Source organism: Rhizobium sp. CCGE531 (assembly GCF_003627795.1).
In the GTDB taxonomy this organism is placed as follows: Bacteria; Pseudomonadota; Alphaproteobacteria; order Rhizobiales; family Rhizobiaceae; genus Rhizobium.
Genome location: NZ_CP032684.1, coordinates 3,084,877 through 3,103,954, shown reverse-complemented (window position 1 = coordinate 3,103,954; position 19,078 = coordinate 3,084,877). Strand labels below are relative to the sequence as shown.

The following is a 19,078-nucleotide window of genomic DNA, read 5'->3' as shown; positions in this document are numbered from 1 at the left end:
GGGATTTGATGGCCGCCTTCGATCCGGTTCGCAGCTTTCGCAAGCTTGCCTATAACAATTCCTTGGCGAATGTCCGCCTGCATCGTGCCTGCGCGGCATTGCAGCCGGGCGAATTCGAAGCCGAGCGGGTCAGTTTCTTTCCATCGATCAAGGCGACCCTCAATCACATCCTGACCGTCGATTGGTTCTATGTCGATGCGCTCGAAGGCGGCACGCTGGGCCTGAAGGCTTTCGACATCGAGGAGCCGTATGATCGCCTGGACGAATTGACTAGGCAGCAGGCGGATGTCGATCGCCGGTTGGTGGTTTTTTGCGAGGCGCTGACACCGGAGACCGCGATGCGAATCATCGATATCCAACGCGGCGGCCGCACCCAGCGGGAGAGGGCGGATGATGTGCTGAACCATCTGTCCCAGCATCAGACGCATCATCGTGGGCAGGTCCATGCCATGCTTGCCGGAACCAGCGTCGCGCCGCCGCAGCTCGATGAATTCATCGTCGCCGACGATGCGCGGTTCAGGGGCGAGGAATTGGCCGCACTTGGTTGGGACGAAACGAAACTGATGCGCTGAGGTCAACCTGCGGCGGCACCGTCTTCGCCAGCGTTTCGATCGTCTGCTGCAGCAACGCCTTTCCTCCGCCTTTCCATCCGAGCGCGCGGATCTTCGACGTATTCATGGCGTTGGCCCCATACGCTGCAGGCGCCGGCAGCGCGTGGGGACAGCCCGTTGCGCCTTGAAGATGCCCCAGGATTTCGCGCGTGTCGGTCAAAATATCCGAAAGATTGAAGGCCTCGGCATCAATCCGGCCCGCTTCTGTCTCCAGCAAGAGCCGGATGGCGCGGCCAAGGTCGCGGCCATGAACTTCGGTTCCTGCCCGCGAGGGAACCGGCTTGCCGTTCAGATAATCGTCGAACAGATCGTCCCATTTATTGGGCCGCAGGCCGCCATAGACGCCCGTCGCCCTCAGGCTTGCGGTCGCAAAGCCGGGTGCGGACAAGGAGAAAAGTGCGTGTTCGGCGTCGCGCTTCACCTCGCCGTAGAGCGTGTTCGGCATCGGCTTGGTCGCTTCGGTCAGTTCCTCTCCGGCAATGCCATCGCCATAGACGGCGCGGGAGGAGAGAAAGATGCAGCGGCGAATGCCGGCCTTTCTGGCGGTTTCGAACAGCTTGACCGAGCCGTCGAGATTGAGGCGACGAAAGCTTTGCGGATCTTCCCCTTCGCCGCCGCGATATTTGCCGGCGACATGGCTGAAGGCCGCATGGACGAAGAAATAGGCGTCGTCGAACGCGCAGCTTTGATTTTCTGTGGGATCAAGGCCCAAGGGGACGAAGGAGACTGGCTGCGGAAAGAAATTGGCCGGCGGCGGATTGCGCCCGCAGATTGCAACCTTGTATCCGGCCGACAGCAGCTCCTCGGCGATGTATCGGCCAACGAGGCCCGTTCCGCCTGAAATCAAGGCTTTCATGCCGCAGCTTTCGGATTTGCCAGCGTGGCGATATCCGGCATGTTTCGGCCGGTATGGAAGCTGTACCACAGGTCGATCAGCGGTCTGAGCTGTTCAGCCTTGGGATGGTTTTCCTCCCAGGGCTTCTCATACTGATAATGCAGGATCGAGATGCTGTTCCAATCCCAGAGCGCGGGCATGCTGAACCAGACATATTGCAGCATGTTCATGAATACAGGCAGTCCGTGCCAATCCCGGAAGAAGGTCTCGAGAAAGGTCTGGTCCGTGCGGCGCCAGAGGACGTCGGGACGGTCGAGGCTCTCCAGCATATGCCGGAAGGTCGCAAGCGAAGGCTTGGCGACGAAGACGCCCGAATTCAGCCGATGGAAATCGGCGAGGCTTTCATAGACGTTCGGCGCAGCGGAAAATTCCGGATAGTCGAAGAGCCGATCGACATTCCTCAGCACCAGCGCATCCGCATCGATGAAGACACAAGTGTCGTATTCGATCAGCTGCCAGAGCCGCAGCTTGCAGAAATTATCGAGCGGCGTGTGGAAGGAGGGCTTGCGGCCCTTGGTGAAGGGAGCCGCGGCGTGAACATTGCCGCGGGCATGCCGCTCGTTGAAACCGTCCGACAAAGGCAGGTGTTCGACTTCGACCAGCCGGCAGTCGAGTGCGGACAGCGGGGCAAGGTCGTCTTCATTGACCCCCGCCGTGTGGAGCACGACGATATCGGCCTTCGTACCGCTGCGAACGATGGAGCGCGCCAAAGCCACCGCACCCATGGCGTAATCGGCATTCGTGACGAGCGTCACGAATGCCTGCCCGGCACGGGGGCGGCTGTGAGGCCGCAACCCCTGCAGCATTTCGCTTCCCGGCATCATGACACGGACTTCAACCTCTTCCCCTCAGGGTCATGGTTGACCGTCGCGGCGAGATCCTTGGTCCAGGCGGAAATGGCCGGAACGCGCGATCGATCGACGCGATAGGCATATTTCCTGGCGACGTCGACGATTTCGCTGAGAAGACCGGCTTCGAGCGTAATCGGCGCCAGCCCGAGATCGAGGAACTTGTCGTTCTTGACGATCAGGTCGTTCTCGGGCGCTTCCTTGCGCGGATTGGGCAGACGGACGACTTCCGCGCCGCTCGTCTTGGCGATCATTTCGGCGAGATCGCGGACGCGATGTGTTTCCGTCATCTGGTTGAAGATTTCCACGCGAGTGCCGCGGGCCGGCGGGTTCTTCAGCGCCAGCTCGATGCAGCGCACGGAATCCTGAATATGGATGAAGGCGCGGGTCTGGCCTCCGGTGCCGTGCACCGTCAAGGGATAGCCGATCGCCGCCTGGATGAGGAAGCGGTTCAGCACCGTGCCATAATCGCCGTCGTAATCGAAACGGTTGATCAGCTGCTCATGCCGGCGGGTCTGCTCGGTATGCGTGCCCCAGACGATGCCCTGATGCAGGTCGGTGATCCTGAGCCCGTCGTTCTTGGCATAGAACTGGAACAGCAGCTGATCCAGGCATTTCGTCATATGGTAGATCGAGCCGGGATTGGCGGGGTAAAGGATCTCCTGGCTGACGGTGCGGCCGTCGGTGGTATCGATGCCAACGGGCAGATAGCCTTCGGGGATGGCGGCCCCAATCGTGGAATAACCATAGACGCCCATCGTGCCGAGATGCACGAGATGCGCGTCGAGATTGAGTTCGACGAGCGCGTTCAGGAGATTGTGGGTGGCGTTGACGTTGTTGTTGACCGTGTAGTTCTTGTGGCGGTCGCTCTTCATCGAATAGGGGGCGGCGCGCTGCTCGGCGAAATGTACGATCGCGTCGGGGCGGTGCTCGGCCAGCCACTTCTTCAGAAGCTCGTAGTCCTTGGCGAGATCGATGAGGTTGAAATGGATGCGGCGGCCGGTTTCGGCGTGCCAGATGCGGGTGCGTTCCTGGATCGAATCCATCGGCGTCAGCGACTGGACGCCGAGCTCCGTATCGATCCATCGGCGAGAGAGATTGTCGAGGATGTGGACCTCATGACCGGCGTCGGAGAGATGGAGCGAGGTTGGCCAACCGATGAATCCGTCACCACCCATTACCGCAATTTTCATGAAGTGCTTCCTTCTGCGCCGATCCGCTGTCCGGCACCATTCCGGATAGTCGGAGTCTATGACAATTGTTCAAAGCTTGCTTGATGGCGGAACTTCGGCCAAAGAGGTGCCGGACATACAAGGAGATGCGGCAACGATGAACAGCCCCTTTCTGATAGCTGGGGAACTGGAAGCCGGAAGCCACCGGCTGATGCAGCGAGTCTATTACGAAGATACGGATTTTTCCGGCCTCGTCTATCACGCGCGCTACCTGCATTTCCTCGAGCGCGGGCGCACGGACTATCTGCGCTGTCTCGGCGTGGAACAGCGCGAGCTCCTGAATGCCGATGAAGAAGGGCTGGTTTTCGTCGTCCACCGCATGGAGATCGATTTCAGGGGGCCGGCGCGCATGGACGACGTGCTGACGATCCGCACGGTCACGGAAAAGGCCGGCGGCGCCAAGATGGTGCTGTCCCAGGAGATACGGCGCGGTGATACATTGCTGATCGCCGCCAAGGTCATCATCGCCGTGATCAACGCGAGGGGACGGCCGCGCCGCTTGCCGGAAAAGCTCGCGGCGCAAATGCTGGCGGCATCGGAAAGCGCCGGCTAGCCAAGGATTTGGCGTGTTCACGGCCCAGGTGGCCGCGAGCAAAGATATTACGATTGAAAACAGGCTGCTTGCAATAACTTGAGTTTTATGTGAAGGAATTAGCCGCGCAAGATTTGTCTGCGTTTGCCGCCGGTTTCGTCCGGTCAGTTCTTCCCGGGAGCTAGAATAGCCATCGCCGCCGTTAAATTCTTCATGTTTCGACGCTAACATTCTTTTAACCATAATAGTGTCTTACTGGTTATGTCGGAGTTTGTGCGGTGCACGCCTTCCTTTGACCAAATTTGACGGCAAGAAGGCAGTTGTAAGCTTGGAAGGCTTGACCAGGGCGTTCAGCGGCGGCTGCCAAACAATTCTTGTGAGATCACTTTTAGCCGCCCGGTCTAGCGCCGGGCGTTTGGATTCGGGGATTTTGGATCAATGGAACAAGTAGCATTGGCGGCGGCCACCACACCGGACATCACGCTCTGGTCGCTCTTCATGCAGGCCGGCTTGGTCGTCAAGCTCGTCATGATCGGCTTGCTGGCAGCGTCCGTATGGACCTGGGCGATCGTCATCGACAAATATCTGAGCTATGCGCGAGCGCGCAGACAGTTCGATCATTTCGAGCAGGTCTTCTGGTCGGGCCAGTCGCTCGAAGAGCTGTACCGCACGCTTTCGGAGCGCAACAATACCGGCCTCGGCGCCATCTTCGTCGCCGCCATGCGCGAATGGAAGAAGTCCTTCGAGCGCGGCGCCCGCTCGCCGATCGGCCTGCAGATGCGCATCGACCGCGCCATGGACGTGACGCTGGCGCGTGAATCGGAACATCTGATCGCGCGCCTGGGCTCGCTCGCCACCATCGGTTCGGCCGGTCCGTTCATCGGTCTGTTCGGCACCGTCGTCGGTATCATGACCTCGTTCCAGGCGATCGCGGGCTCCAAGTCGACCAACCTCGCGGTTGTCGCTCCGGGTATCGCCGAAGCGCTGCTCGCAACCGCCATCGGTCTGGTCGCCGCTATTCCCGCGGTTATCGCCTACAACAAGTTCTCTGGCGATGCCGGCAAGCTTTCGGCTCGCATGGAAGGTTTCGCGGACGAATTCTCCGCCATCCTTTCGCGCCAGATCGATGAGAAGCTGCAGCCTCGCCAGGCGGCCCAGTAAGTAGCGGACAGGACCGGAGTAATACACATGGCAATGTCTGTTGGAGGCAAGAGTGGCGGCGGTGGCCGCCGGGGCGGTCGTCGTGGCGGCGGCCGGGGCGGCCCGATCTCCGAGATCAACGTGACGCCGCTGGTCGACGTCATGCTCGTGCTGCTGATCATCTTCATGGTGGCGGCACCGATGATGACATCGGGCGTGCCGATCGACCTGCCGCAAACGCAGGCCGGCGCGCTGAACGCCCAGACCCAGCCCATCACGATTTCGATCAAGGCCGATGGTCAGGTATTCATCGGGGAATCGCAGATTCAAGCCACCGAAATCGCGGACAAGCTGAAGGCGATCGCCACCACCGGCTATAGCGAACGCATCTTCGTAAAGGGCGATGCGAAAGCGCCTTACGGCGTCATCGCCGACGTTATGTCACGCATTCAGGAAGCCGGTTACAAGAATATCGGCCTGGTCACGCAGCAGATAACGGATCACTGACGAACCGACATGAAGCGCAGTATTGCTACATCAGCTGTCATTCATATCCTGGTGCTGATCGGCGCCATGGTGACACTGAGTGCGCCGGCGCCGCTGGAGACGCCGGAAAGCACGGCGATGGATGTCGATATCGTGACGGCGGACCAGCTCCAGCAGGGCGAGAAGAAGGCGCCGGTGACGGATCACGTCTCGCGCAAGCAGACCACGAAACAGGATCAGGTCGCCAACGCCCAGAATGTCGGCGAGAACAAAGTCGATATCAAGAACCCGGTCGTGCCGACCCAAAGGCCGGAGAGCGATACCGCGGCGTTAGCGCCGAAGAAGGTGGATGCGCCCGTTCCGCAGGACGATCCGCGGCCGAACGACGTCAAGACGATCGAGCAGAAGGAAACGGAGGCCGCACCGAAGGAAGTGGCTGCCATTCCGCAGCAGAAGCCGGAGGTGACGCCAACGGCGAAGCCTGATCCTACGCCGCCGACCCCGAAGGCCGATGCGACGCCGACCCCGCCGCCGACTGAACAGCCGACCCAGCAGGCCGAAATTCCGGTGCCGAACAATGTTCCTGTGCCCGATGTGAAGCCGCAGCCGACGCCGCCGAAGACTGCCGAGCAGAAGCCGGAGGTCAAGCCGGCGCCGAAGCCGGACGTGAAGGTCGCCGAAGCAAAGCCGACGGACAAGACGACGACGCAGAGCACGAGCAAGACCACCTCGGCCGATGACGGCAAGAAGGATGCTGACAAGAAGCGCGAGACGCCCAAGGGAGCCAAGTCGCCCGCCAGCGATTTCAACGCCGATGACATCTCGGCGATGCTGAACAACACATCGTCGAAGGGCGGTGCGAAGCGCTCGTCCCAGCAGGCTTCCGCCGGTGCCGATGCGCAGGTCGCTTCGCGCGGCGGCATGAGATCGCTGGGCGGAGGTAAGCTTAGCCAGAGCCAAAAGGACGGTCTGCGCGATCTAATTGCCAAGAACTGGAACGTTCTCCCCGGCATGGAAGGGGCGAGCGATGTCAGGATCAAAGTTCATGTTCGTCTTGACAAATCAGGTCAGATTGTTGGCGCACCGGAAGTTGCCGTCAGCGGCGGGCCGGCCACGACACAGGAAGCCCTAAGGGGTGCGGCCGAGCGTGCGGTGTTAAAGAGCCGAACCGATTTGCAGAAGGAAGTGAACGGCGGAGGGCTGTTGCCGCCGGATAAATATGACGGCGCGGATGGTTGGAACGAGCTGGTGCTCAACTTCGATCCGAGGGACTTGGGGCTGTGATGCTGGGATTGCAGTCTACGACGAATCACTGTCCGCACATTGGCCTCAGCCTGCTTATGGCCTTGGGGATGATGTTGACGGCTCCCAAGTTGACGCACGCGTCGAATGCCACTGCCCCCGCCGCCGTGCAACCGCATGAAAATTTGGCTACGAACAGCATCCGCGAGGACGTCGCGAAGAACTGGAATATCGCTCCTGGCATGGCGGGAGCGAAGCATGTCCACGTCCGGCTGCATCTCAGGCTCAGCCGAAGCGGAGAGATTGTCGGTGAGCCGAAGGTTACCGTGACCGGCGGCCCCAAGGCAACGCAGCAAGCCATGACTGCTGCCGCGATGCGAGCCGTGCTTCGGGCTGCTCCGTTCAATAACCTGCCAATAGATCAATATGACGACTGGAAAGAAGTGACGATTAACTTCGATGCCAGTGATCCAGCGAATTAGTGCTGAAAGGCTTGATACATATGATCAGAAAATCCTTCGTCCGTCTCCTGCTGGTGCTAGCAGGCCTGATGGCTGTGGCATCCACCCCGGCCTATGCCGTGGTCGAGCTCAACATCAACAAGGGCAATGTCCAGCCCATGCCGATCGCTATCACCGACCTTCTGTCGAATGATAGCCTTGGCCAGCAGATCTCCGGCGTGATCGCGGCCGACCTGCAGCGTTCGGGTCTGTTCGCTCCGATCAACAAGCAGGCCTTCATCGAGAAGATCACCAATCCGGATTCGACCCCGCGCTTCCAGGACTGGACGTCGATCAACGCGCAGGCGCTGATGACCGGCCGCGTCACGCAGGAAGGCGGCCGCCTTCGCGCCGAGTTCCGCCTTTGGGATACCTTTGGCAACAGCCAGATGATCGGCCAGCAGTTCTTTGCCCAGCCGGACAACTGGCGCCGTGTCGCCCATATCATTGCCGATGCGATCTACCAGAAGATCACCGGTGAGAAGGGTTATTTCGATACCCGCGTCGTTTTCGTTGCCGAAAGCGGCCCGAAGACGGCCCGCAAGACGCAGCTCGGCATCATGGACCAGGACGGCGCCAATGTGCGGATGCTGACCGACGGCAGCGATCTGGTGCTGACGCCGCGCTTCTCGCCCAACCGGCAGGAAGTGACCTACATGTCCTTCGCCAACCAGCAGCCGCGCGTCTATCTGCTGCAGCTGCAGACGGGCCAGCGCGAGCTGGTCGGCAACTTCCCCGGCATGACCTTCTCGCCGCGCTTCTCGCCGGATGGCCAGCGCGTGATCATGAGCCTGCAGCAGGAAGGCAATGCCAACATCTATACGATGGACCTGCGTTCGCGCACCACGACGCGTCTGACCTCGACGGCCGCGATCGATACGTCGCCGTCCTATTCGCCCGACGGCTCGCAGGTCGCCTTCGAAAGCGACCGCGGCGGAAAGCCGCAGATCTATGTGATGGGTGCCGATGGTTCCAACCAGCGCCGCATTTCCTTCGGTGACGGTTCGTACTCCACGCCGGTCTGGTCGCCGCGCGGCGATCTCATCGCCTTCACCAAGCAGTCCGGCGGAAGCTTCTCGATCGGCGTCATGAAGACGGATGGTTCCGGGGAACGCCTGCTGACCACGGGCTTCCACAATGAAGGCCCGACCTGGGCACCGAACGGCCGCGTCATCATGTTCTTCCGCCAGCCGGCCGGCTCCGGCGGCCCGCAGCTCTATTCCATCGATCTGACCGGCTATAACGAACAGAAGATCCCGACCCCGGGCTTCGCTTCCGACCCGGCATGGTCGCCGCTTCTCGAGTAGTGAAGGGCTTGCCACGTTATCGCCGCAAAGTCCTGTGAGTGGACCCATTCGGGACGATTTTAGGACATCATTAACCATATTTGTTGGAATCGCATTAACCGAACCCGGTTACAGTCTGGCAACCCTGATAGAGACTTAAGGAGAGACCGGCCATGAGCCGCATCGCAACCCCGGCCGTTGGCCACATGCAGAACCTCGCACGCAACCCGATCATGATCGCGCTTTTCGTTGGCCTTTCTCTGGCCGGCTGCGCCTCCAAGAAGGGTCTGCCGAACGATGCCAACGGTCTCGGCCTGAACGGTGCCGGCAATGCTACTCCGGGTTCGCCGCAGGACTTCACGGTCAACGTCGGCGACCGCATCTTCTTCGATACCGACAGCACCTCGATCCGTTCCGACGCCGGCCAGACGCTCGACCGTCAGGCTCAGTGGCTCGCTCGCTATCCGAACTATGCGATCACCGTTGAAGGCCATGCCGACGAGCGCGGCACGCGCGAATACAACCTGGCGCTCGGTGCCCGTCGTGCGGCCGCTACCCGTGATTATCTCGCTTCGCGCGGCGTTCCGGCCAAGCGCATGAAGACGATCTCCTACGGCAAGGAACGTCCGGTCGCGACCTGCGACGATATCTCCTGCTGGTCGCAGAACCGCCGCGCCGTCACCGTGCTCAACGGCGCCGGCTCCTGATAGTCGCAAGACCAATGGAAATGCAAAAGGCGGCCCCCGTGGTCGCCTTTACTTTTTTGACCACACTTTGGCCGAACTCCGTTGCTTTTTGAGAGCAATTGTAAAAATCTCCTGTTCGAGCCTCCGGCCCGAAGAATCAATGAGACAGGACGATCCATATGAGAAAACTTGTCGTGGCGAGCATGCTTTGTCTCGCTGCCTTTGCAGGTAGCGAGCGCGATGCTTCTGCCTTGTCGCTGTTTGGAATCCACCTCGGAGGCCGCGATGCTTCCGCGCAGTCGGTTTCCAACAATGCGCAGAGACAAGCGCAATACGGCCAGGCACCGGTCGTCAATGTTCAAAACAGCGATGCCGAAGTTCGCCTGCAGCGGCTCGAAGACCAGATGCGCCAGCTGAACGGTCGCGTCGAGGAAATGAGCTATCAGCTGCTGCAGATGCAGGAGCAGATCCGCAAGGCGCAGGAAGACAACGAATTCCGCTTCCAGCAGCTCGAAAAGCGCGGCGGCAGCACGCCGGCGGCGGGCGGCGCGATGAAGAAGAGCGAGGCCGATGTTCCGGCGCAGGGCTCCGGCAGCCCGCAGCAGGATGATATTGCTGGCGTCATCGGCGATTCGCAGAACAATGCTGCTGCTTCCCAACAGGGAAGCGGCGCGGGCAAGCCGCCGAGCCAGCTTGGTTCGATCCAGTTCGACCCGGGCGGCAAACAGGTAGGCTCCTCCATGTCGGGGGGCAACAATGGCTCGGGCGCGCCGCCGAGCGCCGGCTCGGGAACGCAAACTGCTTCCCTTGGCAATGAAGGCGACCAATACAAGGCTGCCTACGGCCACGTCCTGTCCGGCGATTATAGTGTCGCCGAACAGGAGTTCCGCCAGTATATCGACAGTTATCCCAACAGCGGACGGTCGGCGGACGCGAATTTCTGGCTCGGCGAAGCGCTCTATTCCCAGGGCAAGTACAACGACGCCGCCAAGACCTTCCTCAATGCGCATCAGAAATATAGCGGCTCCGAGAAGGCACCGGAAATGCTCCTGAAGCTCGGCATGTCGCTCGCTGCCCTTGATAACAAGGACACGGCCTGCGCCACGCTTCGCGAAGTGACCAAGCGTTACCCGAAGGCCTCGAAAGCCGTAACCGGCAAGGTCGCCAGCGAAGAGAAGCGGCTTGCCTGCTGAGCGCCATGTCCACTGATGCTGTGACCGCTGGCGCCACAGCCCTCATGCCAGAAGCCGCCGCGACAGAATTCCTCCAGTCCCTATCGACACCTGCTCATATTCTGATTGCCGTTTCCGGCGGCAGCGATTCCACCGGGCTTCTGATTGCCCTTGCCGAGCGGCTGAAATCCTATTCCTTTAGAGATATCACCCTCAGCGCCGCGACCATCGACCATGGCTTGCGCGCCGCCGCGGCAGACGAAGCGCGCGAGGTCGCAGCACTCTGCGCTTCGCGCGGCATTTCCCATTTTACCCGTCGCTGGGAGGGTGAAAAGCCCAGGACCGGCATCATGGCTGCGGCGCGCGAGGCACGGTATGAGTTGCTCGCCGATCTCGCCGCGGAGATTTCGGCCAATCTCATCGTCACCGCGCACACTATGGATGATCAGCGCGAGACCATGGTCATGCGCCGCAAACGCCTGCTGGAGGACGTGGGCGGTATTGGTACCGGCATCGCCGACGCGATGCTGTTTGACCGGCGTATCTGGATTGTCCGGCCGTTTCTGGCCTGCCGGCGGGTGGATATCAGAGCCTATCTCGAGATGCATGGCATATCCTGGCTCGATGACCCCAGCAACGAGGATATGAGATACGAGCGCGTGCGTACGCGCATGGAACTTGAGGCGGATCCCGTAGAATCGCTATCGGGAGATGAGGGTGCCGGCCGCGCCGCGCTATCCGAAAAGGCGGCAGCATGGCTGGACGACCACGTCACCATCCATGCGAATGCGCTTTGTGCCGTCGACCGATCCGGCCTTTCGGCGGATAAAGCGGTCGTCGCCTATGTCTTGTCCTACCTTGCCGCCGTTTTCGGCGGCAGGACCTACGCGCCGGGGCGCGCGCAAATGGAGCGTATTCTCGAATTTGTGAACGGTACTGATCCCGGCCGGCGCACGGCCGGCGGCGTGGTCTTCGACCTGCGTCGCGATGGGCTTTACCTCATGCGAGAAAGTCGCAATATCGCACCGTTGTCGGTTCCATCAGGCAAAAAGGCCAATTGGGATGGTCGCTTCGAGATAAGGAATTGCGGCCCGACGCCGGTTAGCGTGAGTGCCTCCGGAGCGGAGAATGCGACGATTTTTCCATCGAATCTGCCGAAAGGGGCCGTGCGGCGCGCCCGGGCAGCGATGCCGCTGATTGCGACCGAAGCGGGGACAAAGGCGGGATCTGTTGCCGTTGAGCCTCGTCTTGCGCCTTTCGACCGCTTTTTGACACGATTCGACCTCACATTTGCAGATCGGCTTTCAGTCGCTTTTGGCCGCCAAGCCTATATGCGGCCGCCGCTTTCGGTCCTATAGACGGAAAAAACATGCGGCGATGCGGTTTGCCTTGGCAACGGCTTGGCGCAACCCTATGTTAGGGATCAAGTAATGCCGTCGCTTAAGCGGCGGAAGTTTCAGTGCTGGGGAGTTCGATGAACCCTAATTTTCGTAATTTCGCTCTGTGGGCAATCATAGCTTTGCTGCTGATTGCCCTGTTCAGTATGTTTCAGAACGCGCCGGCACAAACAGGCTCCAGGGAAATTCCGTATTCGCAGTTCCTTCGGGAAGTTGATTCCGGCCGCGTCCGTGACGTGACCGTTACGGGCAACCGTATCATCGGCAGCTATGTCGAAAACAGTACGGCCTTCCAGACCTACGCTCCGGTCATTGATGGCAGCCTGCTTGAACGCCTGCAGTCCAAGAACGTCACCGTCGCCGCCCGCCCGGAATCGGACGGTTCATCGAGCTTCCTGAGCTATCTCGGCACGCTGCTGCCGATGCTCCTGATCCTCGGCGTCTGGCTGTTCTTCATGCGGCAGATGCAAGGCGGCTCGCGCGGCGCCATGGGCTTCGGCAAGTCAAAGGCGAAGCTTCTGACGGAAGCGCATGGCCGCGTCACCTTCGATGACGTCGCCGGTGTCGATGAGGCCAAGCAGGATCTGGAGGAAATCGTCGAGTTCTTGCGCGATCCGCAGAAGTTCCAGCGTCTCGGCGGCCGTATTCCGCGCGGCGTTCTGCTTGTGGGACCTCCCGGTACGGGTAAGACGCTTCTGGCGCGCGCCATTGCCGGCGAAGCCAATGTGCCGTTCTTCACCATCTCCGGTTCCGACTTCGTCGAAATGTTCGTCGGCGTCGGCGCAAGCCGTGTGCGCGACATGTTCGAGCAGGCCAAGAAGAATGCGCCCTGCATCATCTTCATCGACGAAATCGACGCCGTCGGCCGCCATCGTGGCGCCGGTCTCGGCGGCGGTAACGACGAGCGCGAACAGACGCTCAACCAGTTGCTGGTCGAGATGGACGGCTTCGAGGCCAATGAGGGCATCATCCTCATTGCCGCCACCAACCGTCCTGACGTTCTCGACCCGGCGCTCCTGCGTCCAGGCCGCTTCGACCGCCAGGTCGTGGTGCCGAACCCGGACATCGTCGGTCGCGAGCGCATCCTCAAGGTGCATGCCCGCAACGTTCCGCTGGCACCGAACGTCGATCTCAAGGTTCTGGCACGCGGTACACCGGGCTTCTCCGGTGCCGATCTGATGAACCTCGTCAACGAAGCAGCCCTGATGGCCGCCCGCCGCAACAAGCGCCTGGTCACCATGCAGGAATTCGAGGACGCCAAGGACAAGATCATGATGGGCGCCGAGCGCCGCTCTTCGGCAATGACCGAAGCGGAAAAGAAGCTCACCGCCTATCACGAGGCCGGTCATGCGATCACGGCGCTCAAGGTTGCCGTTGCCGATCCGTTGCACAAGGCGACGATCATTCCGCGTGGCCGCGCGCTCGGCATGGTCATGCAGTTGCCGGAAGGTGACCGTTACTCCATGAGCTATACGTGGATGGTGTCGCGCCTCTGCATCATGATGGGCGGCCGCGTTGCCGAAGAGCTGACTTTCGGCAAGGAAAACATCACATCAGGCGCATCCTCGGATATCGAGCAGGCCACCAAGCTTGCCCGCGCCATGGTCACGCAATGGGGCTTTTCCGACCAGCTTGGTCAGGTCGCCTACGGCGAGAACCAGCAGGAGGTGTTCCTCGGCCACTCCGTCTCGCAGTCGAAGAACGTGTCCGAGGCGACGGCGCAGACGATCGACACTGAAGTCCGCCGTCTGATCGACCAGGCGTATAAGCAGGCCAGGGATATTCTTACGGAGCATCACGATGGCTTCGTGGCGATCGCCGAAGGCTTGCTCGAATACGAGACGCTGACTGGCGAAGAGATCAAAGCTCTCCTTCGCGGCGAAAAGCCGGCGCGCGATCTCGGCGACGACACGCCTCCGAGCCGTGGTTCGGCCGTGCCGAAGACCGGCGCCAAGAAGGATGGTTCGCTCGGAGCCAAGGGCGACGAGCCCGAAGGCGGCTTCGAACCGCAGCCGCGCTGACGCAGGGAGCGGATTGATCATGTAGACGAAGAGGCCAGTTCTCCTTTGATTAGGGAACTGGCCTTTTTCTTGATGACTGCGGGTGACGAACAGAGGCCGAGGGTTGGTACCGATGATGGCCCGAACATCGAAATTGAACGGAGAGTGGGCCGCAATTCGTAAATCGGCATTCGCCGGTCTTGTCACCGGCATGGCCCTACTGATGATCGGATATCTCCATGCGTAAAGCATCCGTGATCCTCAGTTCCACGATTACCTGCCCGATCTGCGGTTTCAAGGCGACGGAAACGATGCCAACCGACGCCTGCCAGCATTTCTATGACTGCAAGGGCTGCGGTGCCGTCCTTCAGCCGAAGGCCGGCGATTGTTGTGTGTTCTGCTCGTTCGGAACCGTTCCTTGCCCGCCGATCCAGGCTCAAGGCGGGCAGGGCCGCTGCTGTTGATCGGCTGATGGCACGGCAAGGGCAGCCCGGCGATGCACAATCGTCGTAGCCCGGGGAAGTAATATGGGCAGCTTATGTTGTGAATTGGAATATTGTCCGCTTCCACCTAATGCGGTTTTTTAATGCTTATTAATGGTAACGCGTTGTAATAGGCGGTCTCGGTAATTTAAGTGCCGAGTTTTACAATCTGTGGCATGAGCCACAGGCATCGATGCTCGAAGCGTCTCTGGATTCAGAGCAGTGTTTTCGATGCCGCTGCATGTCTCGCGAAGATGCAGCAACGACAGGAGTGCATATGAAACGTCGCTATTTCGGAACTGACGGAATTCGCGGTCAATCCAACATCTATCCGATGACGCCGGATCTTGCCATGCGCGTGGGTATCGCCGCCGGCACGATCTTCCATCGCGGTAGTCACCGTCACCGCGTCGTCATCGGCAAGGACACACGTCTTTCCGGCTACATGCTGGAAAATGCAATGGTGGCGGGCTTTACTGCGGCCGGCGTCGATGCCTTCGTTCTCGGCCCTATTCCGACGCCGGCCGTCGCCATGCTGACGCGTTCGCTGCGTGCCGACATCGGCGTCATGATTTCCGCTTCCCACAACCCTTACGAAGACAACGGCATCAAGCTTTTCGGGCCGGATGGCTACAAGCTGTCCGACGATCTTGAAATGAAGATCGAGGATCTGCTCGACAAGGACATTGCGGAGCATCTCGCCAAGGCTGAGGATATCGGCCGTGCCAAGCGCATCGACGGCGTGCATGACCGCTATATCGAGCATGCCAAGCGCACCCTGCCGCGTGATGTCACGCTGCAAGGCCTGCGCATCGCCATCGACTGCGCCAATGGTGCCGCCTACAAGGTTGCCCCGGCCGCTCTTTGGGAACTCGGCGCCGACGTCGTGACCATCGGCAACGAGCCGAACGGTACGAATATCAACCTCAATTGCGGTTCCACCAGCCCTGTCGCCCTGCAGAAGAAGGTGGATGAAGTGCGCGCCGATATCGGCATCGCGCTGGATGGCGACGCCGACCGCGTCATCATCGTCGACGAGACCGGCACGATCATCGATGGCGATCAGCTGATGGCTGTCATCGCGGAGAGCTGGGCCGAGAGCCAGACGCTGCGCGGCAACGGCATCGTGGCGACCGTCATGTCCAATCTCGGCCTCGAGCGTTTCCTGGAAGAGCAGGGCATGTCGCTTGCCCGCACCGCCGTCGGCGACCGCTATGTCGTCGAGCATATGCGTCAGCACAATTACAATGTCGGCGGCGAGCAATCGGGTCATATCGTGCTGTCCGATTACGGCACGACGGGCGATGGTCTCGTGGCCGCGCTGCAGATCCTTGCCTCGGTGAAACGCACCGGCAAGCCGGTCAGCGAAGTCTGTCGCCGTTTCGAGCCGGTGCCGCAGCTCCTGCGCAATGTCCGGATTTCCGGCGGCAAGCCGCTGGAGGATATTCAGGTGCGCCAGGCGATCGCCGATGCGGAAAGCGAGCTTGCCCGCAACGGCCGCCTGGTCATTCGCCCTTCCGGCACCGAGCCCCTGATCCGGGTTATGGCTGAAGGCGATGATCGCGGCCAGATCGAGCGTATCGTCGGCGGATTGATCGACGTGATTTCGAGCGTCCGCTCGGCGGCCTGAGCCCCACCGTCAGACTGTCGGATTCATGGCCGTCTCTTCGAGGCGGCCATATCGTTTTCGGGTTCCCGGAGCGACGGGTCGGCTTACTGGAACATTTCGCCGGGATAGGTGCCCCAGAGCTTGTCCTGCCTGACATAGCCTCTTGCCGGATGGTCCTTTACCGAAACACGGCACCAAGTTCCGCTACAGGATTGCAGCGAAACAAGTACGCGCGGCTGCAGCTCGGCGACGGCCTTTCCAGCGGGATTCGGATCGGTGCGCAGCATGGCATTCTTGGTCAGCCATGGGGCGATAACGGCTGTGCGAGCGCCGGAGAGCAGGGCACTGTGCATCCAGCCGGCAACCCCAGTATCGTCGCGGACTTGCCGCCAGTGGCCATATTCGTCGATGATTTCCAAGGGCAGGCCGGGCTTCGTATAGATCCATTTGGTTGCGTAGATGGTCGATGGACCCACGCGCATGCGTGCCTTCTGAGCCTTCAGCGAGACATAACGGGGGATCGGCAATCCGGTTTCCCGCCCCTTGTTCCATGCCGTGGCGGCGACGGGCTTTATCGGCAGCGCGCCGGCCAGAGCAGCAGGGCTCAGGAAGACAAAGGCAAGGCTGAGGCCGGCCCATATTTTTCGATGATGAGTCAACGACGCTCTCCTGAGTTGGCTTCCCGGCATAGCACTGTAATGGCGCGTTTCTTGCCAATTCGTTTAGAAATTCGAGGCTCCACGGCACTCGTGGCGCCTGTCCTCTCGAAGAAGGGAAGGAGGGAAATGAGTGCATCTCGTTCTCTTTATTATAAAATGACCAATTTCTAATATATTAAGTAAAGTATAGTCTTCGAATAAACAGGGTAAATATTCGTAGTTAATCAGGTTTTAACTCCTCTTCATCATTATCCCTGTCATGTCTTTTCGATTGGCAAGCATCTGCTGTGCCAAGGCAAGAAATTTGGAGCCAAAGCCATGATGAAATCCCTAATAGGAGCACTTGCCACTTTGCTTGTCGGCACGTCGGCCTTTTCCGCCGATCTCTATACACCGGAACCGGTCCAGCCTGCGCCGGAAGTGTCTGTCGCCCAATCCAGCGGCTGGTACCTGCGCGGCGATGTCGGTTATGCCTTCACGAAGCTGCGCGGCGCCAATTATTTCCAGGGCTCCAATTCCAGCCTGGTCGATTTCGATAGGGCAACGCTCGGCGACAACCTCACGCTCGGTGGCGGTGTCGGCTATCAGATCAACAACTACCTGCGCACGGACCTGACGTTCGACTATCTCTTCAAGTCCGACTTCAAGGGTTCGACGAAGGGCAATTGCGGCGGCTGCGGTCCGGACTTCACGTCCGTCCCGGCAACGTCCCGCGACCTGGCATCCTTGACGGCCTTCAGCTTGCTTGCCAACGCTTATGTCGATCTCGGCACCTACGGCATCTTCACGCCTTATGTCGGCGGTGGTCTCGGTGGTACCTACGTCAAGTGGAGCAATCTGAAGAACACGTCCTGCTCCGATGCCAATCCGGACTCCTGCGACGGGTCGGTTACGCATAACGGCCGCGGCAGCTGGCGCTTCACCTACGCGCTGATGGCCGGTACCTCCATCGATCTGAGCTGCAATCTCAAGGCCGACGTCGGCTATCGCTATCGCCATATCCAGGGCGGCGACATGTTCGGCTTCGCTGAAAATGGCGGCCCCGGCTACGACAAGGGGCTGAACCTGCATGAAGCTCGCATCGGTGCCCGCTACACCTTCGGCGGCTGCCAGACGGCAAGCTACATGCCGCCGGCCGATATTCCGGTCCAGCCGGTCTACAAATAAGCACATCTCACGCAAGCCATTGAAAAGCCGTCCGGTTTCCTCCGGGCGGCTTTTGCCTTTCCTCCCCCCCGTTAAGCAATTCTCCCGCGCCTTAAAGCTTCATTAACCATGAATTCCCTATGGTTAATGAAATGAGAATGGCGGTTTTCCCGCAGGGTCTCTTCTCTGACCGGCTCGCAGGGAAGCAAAGATCGACCGATTCGACGCGCGGGCATTCGCCCGAGGATAGAAGGCGAGGGGTAATGATCCGTTTTGACGCTTTGGCGCTGGCCGCAGCGATGGCAGGCGTATCGGCGGGCGTTGCTCTTGCGGGCGATACGCCGCCGGAAATCAAGATGGCCGAGGTCAGCGTCAAGGATGCGAAGGGATGGTATGTCCGCGGTGATGTCGGTTATGCCGTCAATGCCAGCCGCAACGACACGAGATTCCGCGCCTATAATCCAGCCGGTGGCGATTACAGTTCGAGCCGTTTCGATTCCAGCCGCTTCGGCGGTGACTTTTCCGGCGGCCTGGGTGTCGGCTATCAATTCAACGACCTATTTCGCGCCGACGTCACTGGTGATTTCTTCAGCGGCGATTTCGACGGTCGAATCTCCAGCAATTCGCCCTGCTCCGGTGGAGCGGCCGGCACCGGTTGCTTCACGAAAGCGCATTCTTCCTTCCACGCCGGCAGTCTTATGGTCAACGGCTATGTCGATCTCGGAACGCTTGCCGGCTTTACGCCCTATGTCGGTGCGGGGCTGGGCGCGACGCGTGTCTCGTGGAGCAGCGTCAATGCTATCGGCTCCTGCGTGGACGGCGCTTCCGGCTGCGGTGGCGCGGCTTCGATCAGCGCGCGCTATCCGGGCGACAGCGACTGGCGCATGACCTATGCCTTGATGGCAGGCGTCGCCTATGAAGTTGCGCCGAACATCAAGGTCGATCTTGGCTATCGCTTCTCCCACGTCGCCGGCGGAGACATGTTCGGCTATTCCGCCGCCGATTCGGCCGCGGGCGCAGGCGGCACGATGGGCCGCGACGGCGCGCTCTCACGCCACGAAATCCGGATCGGTCTCAGGATCACGACCTGGTAGGCTCGATGCCCAGAGCGGTTCAGCTTTTCACCGAATCTCCGAACCGCTCTATTTCTTTGTT

The 19,078-nt window shown here is 60.4% G+C and carries 19 protein-coding genes; 15 read left to right on the top strand and 4 right to left on the bottom strand.

The annotated features are described in order from the left end of the window. Nucleotides 1-8 precede the first annotated feature (8 nt). A complete protein-coding gene (locus CCGE531_RS15135) occupies nt 9-572 on the top strand; it encodes a DinB family protein (RefSeq protein WP_120664912.1) in 564 nt (187 codons plus the stop codon). Here the strand turns inward: CCGE531_RS15135 and CCGE531_RS15130 are convergent. The 3 genes from CCGE531_RS15130 to CCGE531_RS15120 are packed head-to-tail and all read right to left on the bottom strand — an operon-like array spanning nt 517 to nt 3,547. Then, nucleotides 517-1,467 carry an NAD(P)-dependent oxidoreductase gene (locus tag CCGE531_RS15130; RefSeq protein WP_120664911.1) on the bottom strand — a complete coding sequence of 317 codons (951 nt, stop codon included), beginning with the start codon at nt 1,465-1,467 and terminating at the stop codon, nt 517-519. The two genes, CCGE531_RS15135 and CCGE531_RS15130, sit on opposite strands and share 56 nt — an antisense overlap. Further along, a complete protein-coding gene (locus CCGE531_RS15125; protein WP_245459157.1) occupies nt 1,464-2,327 on the bottom strand; it encodes a glycosyltransferase in 864 nt (287 codons plus the stop codon). The genes CCGE531_RS15130 and CCGE531_RS15125 overlap by 4 nt, the downstream gene beginning before the upstream one ends. Then, entirely contained in the window at nt 2,327-3,547 is a 1,221-nt protein-coding gene (locus CCGE531_RS15120; RefSeq protein WP_120664910.1) for an NAD-dependent epimerase/dehydratase family protein, read from the bottom strand. Before CCGE531_RS15120 ends, CCGE531_RS15125 begins: the two co-directional genes overlap by 1 nt. A gap of 136 nt (nt 3,548-3,683) precedes the next feature. On the opposite strand from CCGE531_RS15120, the gene ybgC reads away from it, so the two are divergent. The 12 genes from ybgC (at nt 3,684) to glmM (ending at nt 16,139) form a co-directional block, all read left to right on the top strand. Continuing rightward, the gene (ybgC, locus tag CCGE531_RS15115; RefSeq protein ID WP_120666861.1) at nt 3,684-4,139 is read left to right on the top strand and encodes a tol-pal system-associated acyl-CoA thioesterase; all 456 of its coding nucleotides are present in this window, start codon (nt 3,684-3,686) and stop codon (nt 4,137-4,139) included. Between the two features lie 417 nt (nt 4,140-4,556). Further along, nucleotides 4,557-5,279 carry a protein TolQ gene (tolQ, locus tag CCGE531_RS15110; protein WP_120664909.1) on the top strand — a complete coding sequence of 241 codons (723 nt, stop codon included), beginning with the start codon at nt 4,557-4,559 and terminating at the stop codon, nt 5,277-5,279. Nucleotides 5,280-5,306: 27 nt separating this feature from the next. Further along, nucleotides 5,307-5,765 carry a protein TolR gene (tolR, locus tag CCGE531_RS15105; protein WP_120664908.1) on the top strand — a complete coding sequence of 153 codons (459 nt, stop codon included), beginning with the start codon at nt 5,307-5,309 and terminating at the stop codon, nt 5,763-5,765. 9 nt (nt 5,766-5,774) lie between these two features. After that, nucleotides 5,775-7,028 carry a hypothetical protein gene (locus CCGE531_RS15100; RefSeq protein ID WP_120664907.1) on the top strand — a complete coding sequence of 418 codons (1,254 nt, stop codon included), beginning with the start codon at nt 5,775-5,777 and terminating at the stop codon, nt 7,026-7,028. Continuing rightward, nucleotides 7,028-7,468: a hypothetical protein gene (locus CCGE531_RS15095; RefSeq protein WP_120664906.1), complete on the top strand. Its 441-nt coding sequence runs from the start codon at nt 7,028-7,030 to the stop codon at nt 7,466-7,468. The genes CCGE531_RS15100 and CCGE531_RS15095 overlap by 1 nt, the downstream gene beginning before the upstream one ends. 14 nt (nt 7,469-7,482) lie before the next feature. Next, complete coding sequence (gene tolB, locus CCGE531_RS15090) at nt 7,483-8,793, top strand: Tol-Pal system beta propeller repeat protein TolB (protein ID WP_205586502.1); 1,311 nt, start codon at nt 7,483-7,485, stop codon at nt 8,791-8,793. A 152-nt stretch (nt 8,794-8,945) separates the two neighbouring features. Further along, nucleotides 8,946-9,479: a peptidoglycan-associated lipoprotein Pal gene (pal, locus tag CCGE531_RS15085; protein WP_120664904.1), complete on the top strand. Its 534-nt coding sequence runs from the start codon at nt 8,946-8,948 to the stop codon at nt 9,477-9,479. 158 nt (nt 9,480-9,637) lie between these two features. Next, the gene (ybgF, locus tag CCGE531_RS15080; protein ID WP_120664903.1) at nt 9,638-10,651 is read left to right on the top strand and encodes a tol-pal system protein YbgF; all 1,014 of its coding nucleotides are present in this window, start codon (nt 9,638-9,640) and stop codon (nt 10,649-10,651) included. A 5-nt stretch (nt 10,652-10,656) separates the two neighbouring features. Then, the gene (gene tilS, locus CCGE531_RS15075; RefSeq protein WP_120664902.1) at nt 10,657-11,988 is read left to right on the top strand and encodes a tRNA lysidine(34) synthetase TilS; all 1,332 of its coding nucleotides are present in this window, start codon (nt 10,657-10,659) and stop codon (nt 11,986-11,988) included. Nucleotides 11,989-12,104: 116 nt separating this feature from the next. Further along, nucleotides 12,105-14,048: an ATP-dependent zinc metalloprotease FtsH gene (ftsH, locus tag CCGE531_RS15070; RefSeq protein ID WP_120664901.1), complete on the top strand. Its 1,944-nt coding sequence runs from the start codon at nt 12,105-12,107 to the stop codon at nt 14,046-14,048. 218 nt (nt 14,049-14,266) lie between these two features. Continuing rightward, nucleotides 14,267-14,491 (top strand): GDCCVxC domain-containing (seleno)protein, encoded by a 225-nt coding sequence (locus tag CCGE531_RS15065; RefSeq protein WP_120664900.1) that lies wholly within the window; start codon nt 14,267-14,269, stop codon nt 14,489-14,491. Nucleotides 14,492-14,786: 295 nt separating this feature from the next. Then, the gene (gene glmM / locus CCGE531_RS15060; RefSeq protein ID WP_120664899.1) at nt 14,787-16,139 is read left to right on the top strand and encodes a phosphoglucosamine mutase; all 1,353 of its coding nucleotides are present in this window, start codon (nt 14,787-14,789) and stop codon (nt 16,137-16,139) included. A gap of 83 nt (nt 16,140-16,222) precedes the next feature. Here the strand turns inward: glmM and CCGE531_RS15055 are convergent, their stop codons facing one another. Beyond that, nucleotides 16,223-16,777, bottom strand: a complete 555-nt coding sequence (locus CCGE531_RS15055; protein WP_120664898.1) for an SH3 domain-containing protein — start codon at nt 16,775-16,777, stop codon at nt 16,223-16,225. Nucleotides 16,778-17,095: 318 nt separating this feature from the next. Here CCGE531_RS15055 and CCGE531_RS15050 point away from each other — a divergent pair, with 318 nt between their 5' ends. Continuing rightward, nucleotides 17,096-17,944, top strand: coding sequence for an outer membrane protein (locus CCGE531_RS15050; protein ID WP_120664897.1), 849 nt, complete (start codon nt 17,096-17,098; stop codon nt 17,942-17,944). 242 nt (nt 17,945-18,186) lie between these two features. Further along, nucleotides 18,187-19,017 carry an outer membrane beta-barrel protein gene (locus CCGE531_RS15045; RefSeq protein WP_120664896.1) on the top strand — a complete coding sequence of 277 codons (831 nt, stop codon included), beginning with the start codon at nt 18,187-18,189 and terminating at the stop codon, nt 19,015-19,017. Nucleotides 19,018-19,078: the final 61 nt, after the last annotated feature.

Coding starts and splice junctions, on each gene's coding strand:
- ybgC (WP_120666861.1), top strand. CDS start 3,684: ATGAACAGCCCCTTTCTGATAGCTGGGGAACTGGAAGCCGGAAGCCAC.
- CCGE531_RS15125 (WP_245459157.1), bottom strand. CDS start 2,327: ATGCCGGGAAGCGAAATGCTGCAGGGGTTGCGGCCTCACAGCCGCCCC.
- ybgF (WP_120664903.1), top strand. CDS start 9,638: ATGAGAAAACTTGTCGTGGCGAGCATGCTTTGTCTCGCTGCCTTTGCA.
- glmM (WP_120664899.1), top strand. CDS start 14,787: ATGAAACGTCGCTATTTCGGAACTGACGGAATTCGCGGTCAATCCAAC.
- tilS (WP_120664902.1), top strand. CDS start 10,657: ATGTCCACTGATGCTGTGACCGCTGGCGCCACAGCCCTCATGCCAGAA.
- ftsH (WP_120664901.1), top strand. CDS start 12,105: ATGAACCCTAATTTTCGTAATTTCGCTCTGTGGGCAATCATAGCTTTG.
- CCGE531_RS15050 (WP_120664897.1), top strand. CDS start 17,096: ATGATGAAATCCCTAATAGGAGCACTTGCCACTTTGCTTGTCGGCACG.
- CCGE531_RS15095 (WP_120664906.1), top strand. CDS start 7,028: ATGCTGGGATTGCAGTCTACGACGAATCACTGTCCGCACATTGGCCTC.
- CCGE531_RS15130 (WP_120664911.1), bottom strand. CDS start 1,467: ATGAAAGCCTTGATTTCAGGCGGAACGGGCCTCGTTGGCCGATACATC.
- tolR (WP_120664908.1), top strand. CDS start 5,307: ATGGCAATGTCTGTTGGAGGCAAGAGTGGCGGCGGTGGCCGCCGGGGC.
- CCGE531_RS15065 (WP_120664900.1), top strand. CDS start 14,267: ATGCGTAAAGCATCCGTGATCCTCAGTTCCACGATTACCTGCCCGATC.
- tolQ (WP_120664909.1), top strand. CDS start 4,557: ATGGAACAAGTAGCATTGGCGGCGGCCACCACACCGGACATCACGCTC.
- CCGE531_RS15135 (WP_120664912.1), top strand. CDS start 9: ATGGCCGCCTTCGATCCGGTTCGCAGCTTTCGCAAGCTTGCCTATAAC.
- CCGE531_RS15045 (WP_120664896.1), top strand. CDS start 18,187: ATGATCCGTTTTGACGCTTTGGCGCTGGCCGCAGCGATGGCAGGCGTA.
- pal (WP_120664904.1), top strand. CDS start 8,946: ATGAGCCGCATCGCAACCCCGGCCGTTGGCCACATGCAGAACCTCGCA.
- CCGE531_RS15120 (WP_120664910.1), bottom strand. CDS start 3,547: ATGAAAATTGCGGTAATGGGTGGTGACGGATTCATCGGTTGGCCAACC.
- CCGE531_RS15100 (WP_120664907.1), top strand. CDS start 5,775: ATGAAGCGCAGTATTGCTACATCAGCTGTCATTCATATCCTGGTGCTG.